Consider the following 14005-nt stretch of genomic DNA (forward strand, 5'->3'; position numbering starts at 1 on the left):
CTACTCCGTTTCGGCGAGGTGGTCGCGGATGGCCTGGCGCAATCGGCGTGCGGTGCGGGCATATCCGCGTTCGGCCTCGGCCGCGCCGGGATCGGCGGCCTGCAGCCCGCGCAGCCGTGATCCGGTGATCGACCACACCAGGCCGTCCCAGTACCGGCCCTCGGCGAAGTAGCGGTCCTGCACCAGCCCCTCGCAGCGGAAGTGCTCCGATGCCATGGCGTAGTCGAGCAGCAGCCGGTTGTAGACGCCGAACCACAGTTCGAGGCGATGCACCTCGGTACTGCTCAGCAGGTAGCGCACGAACTCGTCGAGCGCGGCGCCCACGCCGGCCTGTTCCAGCGCCGCGTCGTCGGCGCTGTACAGCAGGATCTCGAAAACGCCGGGGGTCTGCAGGCGTTCGGCGCGGAGCACGCCGATGCCGTCCACTCCCCCGCGGATCAGGAAGGCCACGGCCGCGCGGTCGATGGCGGCCGCGGCCTGGCGATCGCGCAGCCATTGCGGTCCGGCGCTGGAGACCGCCGAGACTGGATCGGCGCTCATCAACCGGGCCGCGTGCGCCGAATCCTCCTGTGTCAGGATCGGTTCGAGCGCGGCGAACTTCATCATCGCGGCACCGCGCCCTTGCCGTGCACCAGGTCGAGCAGGTCGCCGGCGGTCTTGACGGCGACGACTTCCTCCTCGCTCAGCGATACCGAGAACTCCGACTGCAGGCGCAGCACCAGTTCGAGCATGCCGAGCGAATCGAGTTCGAGATCGTCGGCGATGGACGATTCGGCCGTCACCTCGGGCAGCTCGTCCAGGTCGTTGATCCGCTCGATCTCGGCGGCGACGAGGTCGAAGAATTCCTTCTCGTTGGCAGGCATGACAGTCATTCCCTTCCCTTTTGAACCAGAATCGAGCAGGAGGTCCCGCCGAATCCGAAGGCGTTGACGATTCCCGCGCGCGGTGCGGCGTGGTCGACGATGTGGCCGTGCGGCACCACCCGGGCGCCCGGCGCCTCGATCGGATCGAGGCAGTGCTGGGTGCCGAATATCCGGCCGACCCGCAGCGTCTCGAAAGCCACCAGGGCCGAGGCCAATCCGGCCGAATGCACCGAATGCCCCACCTCGCCTTTGCAGGACGAGACATACAGCTCGGTGTCGAGCGAGCGGCCGAGCGCCGCCACCGCATCCAGCTCCACGCGATCGCCGTGCTTGGTGCCGGTGGCGTGCGCGGCGACGAAGCCGGGGGTGATCCCGGCCTGCCGGACCGCGCTCGTCATGCACGCCAGCTGGCTGTCCGGATCGGACTGCGCGCCGAGCCCGAGCGTCTGCACGCCGATACCGCTGATCACCGGCCGGTCGGCGCGAGCCGCGGTCTCCGCGCCCAGAATGACCGCGCCGACAAAGAATCCGAGCGCGGTCCCGTCGGCACTGGCATCGAAGGGCCGGCAGTGTTCCAGCCCGGTGAGCGCACCGGCGCTGGCGAAGGCGGCCTGTTCGATGAAGCCCGGCGCGGTGGCGCCGAGCACCAGCGCGTAATCGCAGCGGCCGCGCTGGATCAGGGCGGCCGCGACCGCGAGCGCCAGCCCGGCCGAGGCGCAGGCGTGCGAGATGACCAGCCGATCGCGCCGCCAGGACGCCAGGCGCGGATGGGTGCGGCTCGGAGTCGGCTGGTATTCCTCGAGATTGGACGGGAAGTGCGCGCCGGTGGTCTGCGCCGCCTCCACGATGACCAGCCGGCTGCCCACCACTTCGGGATTGCGCGCGAGCAGGATGTCCACGCAGTGCGCGAGCACCTGGGCGCGGGAGCGGTGTGCGATCCCGGTTTCGGCGATGTGCGGTCCGGGGTCGAAGGCAGAGGCGGTCCCGTAGCCGGGGGCCCGATGCGCGCCGAAGTAATCTACGACAGTTGCGTGCATGGCATCTCCGTCGATCCGTTCAGATGAGCCGATACCTGGGCCGAGAGCCGGCGCCGATCCACTTTTCCCGCGGCCGTGAGCGGTACGTCCGCCTGCCGCACGAGCAGGATTTCGCGCGCCTTGAACTGGACGGGGAACTCTCGCGCATTGGCCACGAGGGTCCGGGCCAGCTCCGCGTCGTGCGCGGCCGCGCTGTCGGTGATGGCGACCAGCACCACCCGCCGGCGCCCGTTCCGCGCCGGATCGACCTGCAGCACAGCCACTTCCGGAGCGGTGCGCGAGGCGCCGCGCACCTGTTGTTCGAGCACGCTGGAGTGCAGTTTCACGCCCTGGCTGATCAGCATCGCGTCGAGGCGGCCGTGGACGGCGAGCAGGCCCGCGGGGTCGAGCACGCCGAAGTCGTTGGTGTGCAGCCAGCCGTCGGCGGTGAGATCGGGATTGCGGATCAGGCGCCGCTGCTCGGTGTCCCAGACCTGGTCGGCGACGCTCGGGCTGTGCACCTGGATCTCGTCGTCGACGATCCGTACCTCGGTGCCCGCCAAGGGGATTCCCACATGCCGCGGTGAGTAGCAGGCGCCGATGGAGATGGCCACATTCGGTCCGGCCTCGGTCAATCCGTAGCCGTTGTGCAGGGGCGCGCCGGCGTCCTCGAAGAAGTCCAGCAGATCGTGCGCGACCACCTCGCCGCCGACGCCGCGCACGGTCAACGCCCGCACCGCCGCCGCGACCTCGGCATCGGTGCGCATGGCCTGCGCGAGGTAGCGCCACACACCGGGCAGGGTGTCCAGGCTGTCGCAGCGGCGTGCGGTCAGCATGGCCAGCAGCTCGCTGAAGGCGGTCGCCCCGCAGGTGCGGAATTCGGCGCCGAAGTCCAGGGCGAGATTGAAGACGCTGAATCCGTAGGAGCTGCCCAGGCCGAGAGCCGTGGCATACCTGGTGGTTTCGCCGGTGCCGAGGCGTTCGGCGGTGGCGCAGGCCTGATACGCGAGGGCAGTGCGCGACCAGGCGACGAAGCGGCCGACTCCGCTGGTGCCGGAGGTGGTGGCGAGGACGGCGGGCACTTTCCCGCTCGTCGGGCACGACACCACGGTCAGCCCGGCAATGGTCCGATACGTGTCGAAGGCCTTGGCCTGCTGCTCGGGTGCGCCCAGCACGAACGGCACCCCGAATTCGCGGGCGATCAGATACGCGTAGGCATAGGAACGCATGCGGCCGGGAGCCAGCAGGGCGTGCTCGCCGGATACGAGCACCGGATCGAGCTCGCGGCGTATCGAATCCAGCACCTGGGCGTCCAGCGGCGCCCCGTTGATCACCGGAAGTTCGCGACGGTCAGACATGGCGGAAGCTCCCGAGGGTGACGGCCGCCGAGCTGTCCGGCTCGGTCAGCTCGGCCTCGAGCAGGACGCACAGCGTTGCGCCGGTCCCCACGGCCAGGGCCGAGAGCACATCGAGCGCGACATGGCGCTCGCACGACACGGCCAGCGCCGCGCCGCGCCAGCCGCGTTTGGTGCTGGCGCCGAACACCCGGCAGCCATCGGCGTTGAGTACCTCGGTGGGCAGTGTGGGGCGCTCCTCGCGTTCGGCCGCCGCGTATTTCGCCGCGGCCCAATCGATGAGCTCCGGGGAGCGGAAAAGGATATTGGCCGAGGACTTTTCGTGCTCCGGCATGTCGAGGGCGTTGAGATAGTCGGCCAGGATCCGGCCGATCTGGGTGTGCCAGCGCAGGAAATCCAGCGGGCCGACCGTTTCGGTGCGGATGCGTGCGAGTTCGGGCTGCGGCTCATCGGTTCGCACGGGCGCCTCCCCTTCCGGCCGCGTAGTAGGCGAGTTCGGCGGACAGCAGCAGCGGTCGGCTGACCGGCTCGAGGCCCACACCCGCCGAGACCGTGCCATTGCGGCCGAATCCGCCGAAGGGGTCGTGGCCGTTCTCGAACTCGAAGGCGGTGCGGGCCCCCGTGTTCCGCGCGCTGCCCACGCGATCGACGCCGACCAGCTCGGCGACGCCGAAGACGCTGATGTACATGCCGTAGGGCTCGGTATCGGCGGTGTCGAGGAAGTCCAGCACCTCGTAGAGGCGGTCGTAGATCACCACATTGAAGATGGGGCCGAACAATTCCGGCACCGAGTCGGCGATCTCCGGCAGCCTCCGGACCGATACCGCTATCGGGCAATGGCGTTGGTCCGCGGTGGTTTCCCCGCTCCACACCACGGCCGAGCCGAGTTCGTCCAGGACCGTCACAGCGCGGTCGTAAGTGGCCATGTCCGCCAGTGGCGAACTGATCAGCCCCGGCACCGCCCCGTCCGCGACGACCGGCACCGAACCGAGCCGCCGCACCAGTTGCGGCACGAAATCCTCCGCGACGGCGGCGTCGACGAAAATGGCGTCGGGGCACAGGCAGTCCTGCCCGTTGTTGTAGAGCCGCGCGGTCACGGTGGCCTCCACCGCGTTCGAGAGCTCGGGCCCCGACAGATCCCCGCCGATCACGATCGGATTGATGCCGGTGCCGAAACCGAGGAACAGCCCGCTGGCGCATTCCTCGTCCACCCGCCGCCCGTTGGCGGGCTTGCCGTTGAAGACCACGACGCTGCCCTGCGAGATGTCGGCGAAGGTGCTCTGGGAATAGGTGCGCAGCCGCTCGCCGATATCGAGCGGCCCGCCGGACAGGATCCGACCGAGTTCGAGATAGGCGTCGGTCACCCGGGATGCGGGGCGGGCCAGCACATCTCGGTAGAACAGCGAGGGCAGTGCCACGAACAGCGACATGCTGTACAGCAGGTTGTTCGCGGGCAGGAAGACCCGCAGCTGAGTGTCGGGATCCCCGGCGCGGTAGGCGGCATACTCCTGTCCAGCGGTGCGCAGCAGGTCGATCGAGTCCGCGATCTCGGTGTCGATACTGTCCAGGGTGGCGACGGGGGTGAGCACGTCGCGGATGCGATCGCGGCGGCAGTCGATGAGCGCGGCGGTGGCGCAGGCGCTTTCGATGATCCGATCGAGGTCGGCGGCCCGGTCGCGGGCGGTCTGCAGCGGGGGTGTGGAGAGACTGGTCATCGCGGCCGCCCACAGGGCAGGGCGCAATCACCGATCTTGTAGGTGAGCCGGTCGGCCGTATCGAGCACGGCGCCCTTGGCATTGAGGTACTTGACGGCGCTCACCGTCGAGGTGTCCGGCGACTGGCGCAGGTACTGCAGCACGCTGCGGGCGCCGCGCCCGGCCGGTTCCCAGCGCTGATCGCTGACCGTGGAGCGGACATTGACCACGTAGTCGGATTCGGCATCGAATTCCACGATCGGGCAGGCCCAGTCGACGTCGGCGCAGGCGCCGGCGAACGAGGCGGCGCCCAGACCGCGCAGCACGACCGCCTGCGCCCGGTCCGAGAGCGCCGAATTGTGGCCTCCGGCCGATGAATCGGTGTTTCCGCCGATGACCTTGCCGACATCGCCGCAACCGGCCAGTGCGGCGCCGGCCACCGCGATCACCATGCCACGGGTCGCGACACGAGAGAGGGTGTCGTGCATGTGGACTCCTTCCTACCTACCGGATCCGGTTGTCGTACCGAGTGTTTCGATCACCGCGCCGCCGGCCACATAGTCGACGTAGCTGCCCGGGAAGCGGGTGGCGGTCACCGCGAGCTCGACCTGCCGGGCCACCGCGTCCACGGTCGGCAGCGCCGCACCCGATCGCAGCGCCGCGCGGCGGCGATCCTGGGAGGCGGCCGGCTCGCGCAGATCCATCAGCAGCGCCGCCGGAGTTCCCTCGACCATGTCGCTGACCACCGTGGTCAGGGCGAGCACCCGCCCGTTCGCCCGGCACCATCGGCCGACCAGCTGTTCACCGCGATATTTGCTGCGCGCGATGGCGTAGTAGCTGCCGAATTCCTCGATGGTGCCGAAGCCGTGGGATTGCAGGCTGGTCAGGTAGACCACCGAGGCGCCGGGTCGCAGCAGGGGCGCGAAGGCTTCCAGCACCGCCACTTGCGCCTCGCCGTTCACCAGGTCCGCATAGCCGGCCGGGGCGCCGCGTTCCATGCCGCCGGAGGCGTTGAGCACGAGTGCGGTTACCGCACGGCCGGTTTCGCCGGCCGATGCCGCGAAATCGGCCAGGGCCCGTGGTTCGGTGATGTCGGCGCGGTGGCCGTGCACGGTGGCGTCCGGGCAGGACATGCGCACCCGCGCCGCAGTGGCCTCGGCCCGGCGGCGCGCGTTGCGGTAGCAGAAGTGCACGTCGAAGCCGCTGGTCGCCAGCCGTTCACAGATGCGGGCGCCGATGCCGCGCGAGCCGCCCGTCACCACCGCGAGGGGCCGCGCGGGGCCGGTCACCGCGTCACCTCCGGGTAGAGGGCGGGTAGCCAGGATCGGGATCGTCCCGTCCAGTACGACAGCGCCGCGAGTACGCCCGCGGCGCCGGTCGCGAAATCGGCCGAGGCGCGCGCCGACTGGCGGCCCGGCACGTGGAATCCGTGCGCGCCGGCGCCGGAGAACGCGACGATGCTGGTCGCGATCTGCGCATTGCAGCGATCGAGGTAGTCCGCGTCGAACCAGTCGGTGCGTTCGCGCAGTACCGCATTGGCGGCGAGGCCGCCCGCGAGGCCGATGTACAAACCGGGCTGCACGCCGACGCGGCTGCAGGCCGCGCGTTGCAATGCGCTGCGGGTGGGCGCGTCCACGTCCCAGGCGGAACCGAGTTCGGCCGCCGCGATCAGCAGTCCCGCATTGCCACGGTCCAGATAGCTGAGCATGCGAATCTGCCCGTCCCAGTGGTAGAGCAGCGGTTCGTCCGCGCCGTGCGGTACGTAGGTGGCCAGTTCGGCGTCCATGGCGGCGCGTGCGGTCGCGAGGTAATCCGGCTTGGCCAGCACCGCATGCGCGCGGAAGAGGGTCAGTGCGGCGCCCGAGAGGCCGTTCAGCAGGCCGGTGGCCGGGCTCTTCGCCGTGAGCTGTGCGCGGACCCGGCGCTCCAGTTCGTCGGCGGCGTGTTCGAGCCAGTCGTCGTCGATTTCGGCGCGACCGCGCGACCGCCACCACAGAGCGAGCAGGACCTGTCCGGCCAGCCCGCCGCGCATCTGCCACGGCGAGGCGGAAAGGTCGGTGGTGGTGAGGAATCGGTCCAGCAGGCGGGTGGCGAGTTCGTCGGCGCCGAGCTCCGCGCTGACGATGATATTGCCGGTCCAGCCATCGAGCAGGCCGTTGCCGAGGGCGCCGAAGCGGTCGAGGTTCTTCTCGAGCCAGGTGGTGTATTCGGTCGCCACGTGATCGGGCACCGCGCCGGTGCGCGAGAGGGCCCACACCGCACCCGCCGGACCGTGTTCGATGCCGAATCGCGTGAACTCACCGAATCCGGCCGGGCTGCAGGGAATCGGGTATCGATCGCCGAAGTCGAAGCAGCCGCGCAGGGTTTCGGTGACCCGGTCGAGGTAGCGGGCGAGGGTGTCGCCGGACGCTTCTGCTTGCCCTTGTGTGCTCGCGGCCGCGGGTGCGGTGGTCGTGACGCCGAGCCTGCGGCGCATATTCGTCCGCCACTCGGCATCGAGGTGGAAGGTGCGCGCGGCGAAGTCGATCAGCGTCGCCATTCCCTCGGTGATGTACGAGGTGATCGGCACCATCGGCACATATAGGTAGAGCTCGGTGGCGGCCAGGGCGAACTCGTCGGCGTCGCGGCCGCACTGCCCGGGTCGGCCGAAGCCCTGGGCGCCGACGAACAAGGCGCCGGAATCGGCGCTGCGCGTGGCGGCTTCGAGATCGATGAGCCGCAGGTCGCCGCCGGTTTCGACAATCACGTTCGCCGGGTGCAGGTCGACCAGGATGATCCCCGCATCGTGTGCGGCGGCGGCGAGCCGGGACAGCTGCGCGATATGCGCGGTGACCGCGGCGGCGAAGTCGTGCGCGAGTTCGATCGGGACGGGCTCTTCGGGCCGGGCCTGGATCAGTGCGGGATTACGGGCCGCGGACCACTCCTGCAGGGTCGGGCCCGGTACGAAGCGGTAGGCGAGAAAGTCGCTGTCGCCCTGAGTGAAGTAGTCGAGCACCTCCGGGGTGACTCCGGCGCCGGACAGGGCGCGCATGGTGTCGCGCTGGGTGCCCAGCCGGTCGACCGCGCTGCGCATGCCGGCGTCGAAGCCGGTGAAATGCCGTGCTTCCTTGAGCGTTACCGCCTCATCGGTCGCGATGTTCCGGGCGCGGTAGACGCCGCCGGTATTCGACGAGTGCAGGGCGCTGTCCACGGTGTACACCGGGCGCGGCTGTTCCTGCTCGGGGGTGCTCATCGAATTGCCGACGGCTGCGGGCAGTTCGGCGAAGGGCGGGGTATAGGGGCGCACTCCGCGGCGATCGGGCACCAGCTCCCCTGCCGCGTCGTTGAGCGCGAGTACCGGTTCGCCCGCGGCGTCGCGGCCGTACCGTTCGGTGAACGCGCCGTAGCGGGTGTGCACGATCGAGTTGCCGAGCCGGTGGTCGCCGAGCACGCGCGGGCCGCGGAGGCCGTCGAAGACCCGCAGGAGTTCACCGAACAGTTCATCCAGATCGGTGTCCGCGCCGGGGTAGACGACCACGACCTTCCCGGAGGCCGCACGCGGTGCGTACTTTCCGTTCAGCGCCCACGCATATTCGTGGCGTGCAAGGTGTTTGAACGCCAGTCCGCGCTCGAAGCACAGCTCCGCGGTCACCGTCACCACCTCGGCCACATCGGCCGGGGCGGGCGCCAGGTGGATCTTCCAGCCCTGCGGTGCGAGCGTGCTGCCGAGGGGCGCGACGACCGTCCACGGTCCGCGCGCGGTGGCGCCCCACTGTGCGGGCAGGTCGTAGCAGTCGATCGCACCGTGCGGGATCGCGGCGAGGTGCGGATGTCGGCGGGCGTCCAGGCGCCACTGTTCCAGTGGCGCAAAGTATTCCGGGTCGGCCAGGGTCTCGAGATAGAACTGCATGGCGGATTCAGGCCGCCCTTCGGGCCGGCGCGGCATCGATGACGGGGAACACGTCCCAGATCGGCGGCGCCACCAGCGCGGTCTCCGCGACGCTCGCGCTGGGCTGCGGCACCGGGTCGACGACGACCGTGCCCGGCCGCTCGCGCAGCGTGTCCAGCAGGGCGAGCACCGCGGGCGTGCGGTCGGCGCCGGGCGGCAGGTTGGGCGCCAGCACGACACGGGCCGCGGTGCACTGCAATGCGTTCAGCATCGGAGTCGACGCGTCGACGGAGGCGATGCGCGACAACGTGTTCAGCGAGGCCGGGTAGACCAGGACCACGTCGTGGCCGGCCAGCCAGGTGTGCGGTGCGAAGGATTCGGCGCACAGCACCGGGTCGTCCCAGCTGTCGATCGCCACCGGCGTCCCCGCCAGCGCGTGAATACTGCGCGGGCTGACGAAATTCGTGGCGTGCGGTGAAAGTACGACGCGCAGTTCGATATCGGCCCGATTGGCCTTCATCCAATTGATCCAGACCGGCAGAAAGCAGCTGTTCAACGTCCCGGTCGAAAACAATATGAGCCGCATGCCGACAGCCCTGCCTTCCAAATCAATCGAAATGAATTACGAGCGGAGAACACATAGCCTGCCGGTGCGGCAAAGCCGGTGTTCATGTGCCGGAACACATGAACACCGACGCCCCGATTTCTGCGTCAGCAGCCGCTGGACGAAATGGAGGCGACCAGCTCCGCGGCATCCGAGGTGGTGTCGATGTCGTGGAGGTCGGCAATGGTGGTGACGTCGATCATGATGATCTCCTTTTTCCTTCTCTTACAGAGTCGGCAATTCCGCTCCGCCAATATTCCTAGCAGAGCTTTTCCGGCGGTCGCAATGAAGAAGGAATGCATTCGATGCGCAATTGAGGCCGCTGCGCGGAGTGTTCAAGTGGGTACTTTCCCCACCTGCACGACCCACCCCGCCGGCCGCGACAAGTGCAGTGCCGCTGCATGTTCAACGTTCCCGGCGTCAAGTGTGGCGTTGACTTTTTCAAAGGCCACTGCTTTACTTCCGGTTGGAAATGGCATTGCTTCTGATTGAATACCGTTGACACAGCCTGCCGCACCACCCAAGGCGGCAGGTTTCTCGTGCCGATGAGCAACACCCACGCCCCTCGGCCCTGACCGCCCACCGGGGGGATGCGACATGACTGTTCCGGCCGCGGCCGACGCGCCGCTGGTGTTCGCGCCACTACCCCTGGGAGCGCTCGCCGAGGCCGCCATGCTCAGCATGGCCGATGTGGTCTTCCTGTCGAAGTTGCCGGCGAGCACGCTGTCGCGCCTGTGGCGCAACGAGTTATGGCTGGACCGGGTCTCGGGCGCGACCCTGCAACGACTGGTCGCGGTGCTGCCGGGGTTGCCGGACTATGTCACCAAATGCAGCTACGGCTCCCGCCTCGCCGAGGCGCTGCGCGAATGCGATGAAGCCGGCCTGGAGATCTCGCAGGAGCGCATGGCCGCGCTGCTGACCGATGACCGCACCGCCCAGCACGTCGCCACCATCCTCGTCACCGCCTCGAGCATGATGGAACTCGACCCGCACGCCGCGGTGTCCAACCTCGCCCGATGCTGGGGCGTACGACAGGATCTGGCGCTGGACGCGCTGTTCGCGACCGAACCCCATGGCCTGCTCAGTGATATGACGCCACTGGTCAAACGCGGCCTGGAGCTGATCGACGTGCTCGACGGCGGCTCCAACTCCCTGCACACCACGGTCGGCTACGGCATCCTGCTGCACAAGCTGACGAAGCTCACCGGAGCCGTCCCGGCCGACATCTCACCCCGTGCGCGCGAACGGAATTCGGCGTTCGCCTATCGCAGCGGCGCCATCGGCGTACTGCTGGGCGAGGGCGATACCGATACCTCCGTGGCCTACGCGCGCAGCCTGGAAGAGAACGTGCTGCTGCGGCGCAACGAATTATGGTCGGTTACTTCGTATTATGCCGATACGCCTCGGTCACAAGACTTTTCATTGCCCACCGGGGGTGGCTTCCACAATACCGAAGCCGAGGTGAGTAAAGATATCGCGAGCCGCAATGAGGCATACCTCCATTATCTCGTTACCTCCGCGATTCCGGTACTGCTCGAGCACGATCGTTTGTTCGGCACCAACACCGGCGAAATCGCCCGGCAGTTGCGAAATCGCCTGGAGAAGGACGTCTCCGATAAGCGCGTGCTGGCCGCCGGCGCCAAACTCCTGGAGCTGATGGTGCTTTCCGGCCGTTCCAGGACAGCGCCCGCCGAGCAACGATAAGGCGCTGTCCTGAAACGCTGTTCGATTTCTTGATCAGCCCAGCCGTCGCGCATCCGCGACCGTCGGGCGGGCCGCGGGATTGCCCTCCAGCTGATCGGCGAGCTCGTGCCAGGAGCGGGCATTGGCCCGGGCCAGCCGGGCGAGGGTGCCCGAGCAGTGATTCGGCACATCCGTGGTCAAGCGCGCCCAGTCCCGGATGTCGACGATCGAGGCGGCCAACTGCCGCAGCAGGGTCCGGCCCCGCTCGTTGAACCGCAGCGCCGGATCATTGCGCAGGCCGCGCAGGATCAGTTCCTGCACCGAGGCCATGTGCGCGGCCCCTGCACGGGCCGGGCGTTCGGGGATCTCCGGCGCGGCCACCACGGTGGGGCCGGGTTTCGTCAGCGCGACGGGAGTGAATTCGGGGCGACATCGCAGGGCGGTGTCGGCCCGGAGCAGGCGGTCGCGCACATCCTTCGCGGTGCCCACCGAGATGCCGGCCAGCCGCGAGATCTCGCGCAGCGAGGCATCGGGTTTGTTCTTGATCATCTCCGCGGCGATGCCCCTGCCCTCGGAGACTTCGCGCCGGTGGATCTTGCCGTCCTTTCCCACTCTGCTGTCCATCGGTGTGTCCGCGCCGGCCGTGCGGCGCCGTTCCGCGCCCACGGTCTTGTGCGAAAGCCCGGCGATATCGGCGATCAACCGGTCCGACCACTGCGGATGCGACTGCACCAGCCGCCGCGCCGCCGCCTTGCGTTCGGCCAGCGAAAGCGGCAGCCCGTGCGCGATATTCGCGTGCACCGCGAGCACGAAGGCCTCGTCCTCGCTGCCGTCGAAGTACTTGACCGCGATGGTCTCGTGCCCGAGTTCCATGGCGGCCGCCAACCGGTGCGCCCCGTCGACGACCCGCATCGTGCGGCGATGCACGATGATCGCCGGCAGCGGGGCCTGCGCCTCGGCCAGCAGCCGGACGTGATTGTCATTGGTGCCGGCACTCGCCCGCGGCGAATAGCCGGGCGAGATCAGCTCGACAGGAACATGCTCTACCGGAACCGATGCCGCGCGGGCGAGCCACTGGTGCGCTCCCGCTGCATCGACACGATCTTCTAGGGTCACTACGCCCCTCCTCATCGAAGCGTGCTATCCGAACCACCCTGACGCAGTCCCCACCCCCGGGCCAGCACTCTTGCGCCCGAGCGAGGGGCCTTGCGAATCCCCTTGCCGCCGAGCTAAATTGACTGATTCCGCCGATCTCCGAAAGGCTCGACGCTCCATGGGTTCCAGTTGGCTACGTCGCCTGTCCAGCTCCGCGCCGGAGAGCGGCTCTCATACTTTGATCTGTTTTCCGCATGCGGGCGGGTCTGTGCTGTCGTTCGGGCCGTTGGCTCGGCGGGTGGGGGCGGGGTTCGATATTCTTGCCGTGCAGTATCCGGGGAGGCAGGATCGGCGGGACGAACCGCTGGTGGGGAATATTCAGGAGCTGGTCGACGAGTTGATGCCGGCACTGATGGAAGAGTTGGGCGCCGTTGGGGACTTTTCCTTGTTCGGCCACAGCATGGGATCTGTTGTGGCATTCGAGGTATGCCGGCGGCTCGAGCGCGAGTCGGGTCTGATGCCCAGCGTGTTGTTCGCTTCCGGTAGGCGTGCGCCTTCGGCTCCGCAGGCGGGGGGTGTGCATCTGCTGAACGACCAGGATCTGTGTGATCAGCTGGTGCGATTCGGTGGTACGCCAACGGCTTTGCTTGCGGATCCGGAATTCCGGGCGACGATTCTTTCGGTTGTGCGGAACGATTATCGGGCGATCGAGACCTATGAGTGTGCTCCGGGTGCGGTGATCGAATGTCCTGTTGTCGCGCTGACCGGTGATCGTGATCCTGATGCGAGTCTCGCGGATATCGAGGGGTGGCGCGGACATACGTCCGGGAGCTTCTTCGCGACTTCGTTTCCGGGGGGTCATTTCTTCATCGATGCGAATTGCGGCCCGATTGCGCAACTGATCCGTGAGCACAGCAGCCAGGCGGTCTCGCGCTAGCTGTGCGAGACTGTTGCGGTGGCCGAGACCGCTGAACTCATATCCAACGTTTCCGACACCGCCCGCTGGGTGGCTGCCTTCCGGGCGATCGAATCCGCCCGCCCCGACGCCCTTTTCGACGATCCGCTCGCCGACCTGGTCGCCGGGGAGCGGGGCCGCAGCATTGTCGGCCGCACACCGCGCCTGATGCACAATGGCTGGAGCCTGATCACCCGCACCAAGCTCATCGACGACCTGATCCTGGCGACCATCGCGCAGGGCTGCGATCTGGTGCTCAATCTGGCCGCGGGGATGGACACCCGGCCGTATCGGCTCGAGCTACCCGCCGAATTGCCCTGGGTGGAGGGCGATCTCCCCGGATTGATCGCGGAGAAGGATCAGTTGCTGGCCGGGGAGTCGCCGCGCTGCAAGCTCACCCGCACGGCGGTGGACCTCGCCGATCCCGAAGCGCGGCAACAGTTCCTGGACGACGCCCTCGCGGGATCGCAGCGCGCGCTGGTGCTCACCGAGGGATTGGTCTACTACCTCACCGACGAGGATGTCACCGGTCTGGCCGCGGCGTTCGCCCGTCCCGAGATCGCCTGGTGGGCAATGGATGTCAATAACCAGGCGCTGGTGAAGCGGATGAACAAGTCCACCACCGAACTCCTGGCCAACGCCCCCTGGCACTTCGGGCCGGTCGATCCGCTGGCCTTCTTCGCCGATCTGGGCTGGACGGCCGACGAGGTGGAACCGCTGACCACGGCGGCGCGCCGGTACCGGCGGCTGCCCTGGTTCCTGAAGCCGGTCATGCTGCTCCCCCAGCCGGATCCCCGCAAGCCGGCCGGAAGGCCTTGGCAGCCTTGGAGTTCGGTGGTGCGGTTCAGCCGCTAGGCCGTGCCGACCGGGCG

General features: G+C 68.4%; 14 protein-coding genes. 3 read left to right on the forward strand and 11 right to left on the reverse strand.

Annotation, left to right across the window (positions count from 1 at the left end; all coding sequences use genetic code 11):
* From ACH438_RS34520 to ACH438_RS34565, 10 genes are read right to left on the reverse strand one after another with little or no spacing between them, the layout of a single operon-like run.
* Nucleotides 1–606 carry a hypothetical protein gene (locus tag ACH438_RS34520; protein ID WP_397013042.1) on the reverse strand — a complete coding sequence of 202 codons (606 nt, stop codon included), beginning with the start codon at nt 604–606 and terminating at the stop codon, nt 1–3.
* On the reverse strand, nt 603–863 hold the full coding sequence (locus ACH438_RS34525; RefSeq protein ID WP_397013044.1) for an acyl carrier protein: 261 nt from the start codon (nt 861–863) through the stop codon (nt 603–605). Before ACH438_RS34525 ends, ACH438_RS34520 begins: the two co-directional genes overlap by 4 nt.
* Before the next feature lie 5 nt (nt 864–868).
* Nucleotides 869–1900, reverse strand: a complete 1032-nt coding sequence (locus ACH438_RS34530) for a beta-ketoacyl synthase N-terminal-like domain-containing protein (RefSeq protein ID WP_397013046.1) — start codon at nt 1898–1900, stop codon at nt 869–871.
* Nucleotides 1882–3237 (reverse strand): class I adenylate-forming enzyme family protein, encoded by a 1356-nt coding sequence (locus ACH438_RS34535; protein WP_397013048.1) that lies wholly within the window; start codon nt 3235–3237, stop codon nt 1882–1884. Before ACH438_RS34535 ends, ACH438_RS34530 begins: the two co-directional genes overlap by 19 nt.
* Entirely contained in the window at nt 3230–3694 is a 465-nt protein-coding gene (locus ACH438_RS34540) for a hypothetical protein (protein ID WP_397013050.1), read from the reverse strand. Before ACH438_RS34540 ends, ACH438_RS34535 begins: the two co-directional genes overlap by 8 nt.
* Nucleotides 3681–4949 carry an aldehyde dehydrogenase family protein gene (locus ACH438_RS34545; protein WP_397013052.1) on the reverse strand — a complete coding sequence of 423 codons (1269 nt, stop codon included), beginning with the start codon at nt 4947–4949 and terminating at the stop codon, nt 3681–3683. Before ACH438_RS34545 ends, ACH438_RS34540 begins: the two co-directional genes overlap by 14 nt.
* Nucleotides 4946–5416, reverse strand: coding sequence for a hypothetical protein (locus ACH438_RS34550; RefSeq protein ID WP_397013054.1), 471 nt, complete (start codon nt 5414–5416; stop codon nt 4946–4948). The genes ACH438_RS34545 and ACH438_RS34550 overlap by 4 nt, the downstream gene beginning before the upstream one ends.
* Before the next feature lie 12 nt (nt 5417–5428).
* Nucleotides 5429–6217: an SDR family NAD(P)-dependent oxidoreductase gene (locus ACH438_RS34555; protein ID WP_397013056.1), complete on the reverse strand. Its 789-nt coding sequence runs from the start codon at nt 6215–6217 to the stop codon at nt 5429–5431.
* A complete protein-coding gene (locus ACH438_RS34560) occupies nt 6214–8817 on the reverse strand; it encodes a hypothetical protein (protein ID WP_397013058.1) in 2604 nt (867 codons plus the stop codon). The genes ACH438_RS34555 and ACH438_RS34560 overlap by 4 nt, the downstream gene beginning before the upstream one ends.
* Nucleotides 8818–8824: 7 nt before the next feature.
* Nucleotides 8825–9382, reverse strand: coding sequence for a flavoprotein (locus ACH438_RS34565; protein ID WP_397013060.1), 558 nt, complete (start codon nt 9380–9382; stop codon nt 8825–8827).
* Nucleotides 9383–9997: 615 nt separating this feature from the next.
* Between ACH438_RS34565 and ACH438_RS34570 the strand changes: the two genes are divergently transcribed.
* Nucleotides 9998–11104, forward strand: coding sequence for a hypothetical protein (locus tag ACH438_RS34570; RefSeq protein WP_397013062.1), 1107 nt, complete (start codon nt 9998–10000; stop codon nt 11102–11104).
* Nucleotides 11105–11137: 33 nt separating this feature from the next.
* Here the strand turns inward: ACH438_RS34570 and ACH438_RS34575 are convergent, their stop codons facing one another.
* Complete coding sequence (locus ACH438_RS34575; RefSeq protein WP_397013064.1) at nt 11138–12199, reverse strand: transcriptional regulator; 1062 nt, start codon at nt 12197–12199, stop codon at nt 11138–11140.
* A gap of 157 nt (nt 12200–12356) precedes the next feature.
* On the opposite strand from ACH438_RS34575, the gene ACH438_RS34580 reads away from it, so the two are divergent.
* Both ACH438_RS34580 and ACH438_RS34585 read left to right on the forward strand, forming a co-directional pair.
* On the forward strand, nt 12357–13115 hold the full coding sequence (locus ACH438_RS34580; protein WP_397013066.1) for a thioesterase II family protein: 759 nt from the start codon (nt 12357–12359) through the stop codon (nt 13113–13115).
* Between the two features lie 18 nt (nt 13116–13133).
* Nucleotides 13134–13988, forward strand: coding sequence for a class I SAM-dependent methyltransferase (locus tag ACH438_RS34585; RefSeq protein ID WP_397013068.1), 855 nt, complete (start codon nt 13134–13136; stop codon nt 13986–13988).
* The last annotated feature ends 17 nt before the right edge of the window (nt 13989–14005 follow it).

Origin of the sequence: Nocardia sp. NPDC020380 (assembly GCF_044386975.1) — a bacterium.
GTDB lineage: Bacteria > Actinomycetota > Actinomycetes > Mycobacteriales > Mycobacteriaceae > Nocardia.

Coding starts and splice junctions, on each gene's coding strand:
- ACH438_RS34530 (WP_397013046.1), bottom strand. CDS start 1,900: ATGCACGCAACTGTCGTAGATTACTTCGGCGCGCATCGGGCCCCCGGC.
- ACH438_RS34520 (WP_397013042.1), bottom strand. CDS start 606: ATGATGAAGTTCGCCGCGCTCGAACCGATCCTGACACAGGAGGATTCG.
- ACH438_RS34580 (WP_397013066.1), top strand. CDS start 12,357: ATGGGTTCCAGTTGGCTACGTCGCCTGTCCAGCTCCGCGCCGGAGAGC.
- ACH438_RS34545 (WP_397013052.1), bottom strand. CDS start 4,949: ATGACCAGTCTCTCCACACCCCCGCTGCAGACCGCCCGCGACCGGGCC.
- ACH438_RS34525 (WP_397013044.1), bottom strand. CDS start 863: ATGCCTGCCAACGAGAAGGAATTCTTCGACCTCGTCGCCGCCGAGATC.
- ACH438_RS34550 (WP_397013054.1), bottom strand. CDS start 5,416: ATGCACGACACCCTCTCTCGTGTCGCGACCCGTGGCATGGTGATCGCG.
- ACH438_RS34565 (WP_397013060.1), bottom strand. CDS start 9,382: ATGCGGCTCATATTGTTTTCGACCGGGACGTTGAACAGCTGCTTTCTG.
- ACH438_RS34560 (WP_397013058.1), bottom strand. CDS start 8,817: ATGCAGTTCTATCTCGAGACCCTGGCCGACCCGGAATACTTTGCGCCA.
- ACH438_RS34570 (WP_397013062.1), top strand. CDS start 9,998: ATGACTGTTCCGGCCGCGGCCGACGCGCCGCTGGTGTTCGCGCCACTA.
- ACH438_RS34535 (WP_397013048.1), bottom strand. CDS start 3,237: ATGTCTGACCGTCGCGAACTTCCGGTGATCAACGGGGCGCCGCTGGAC.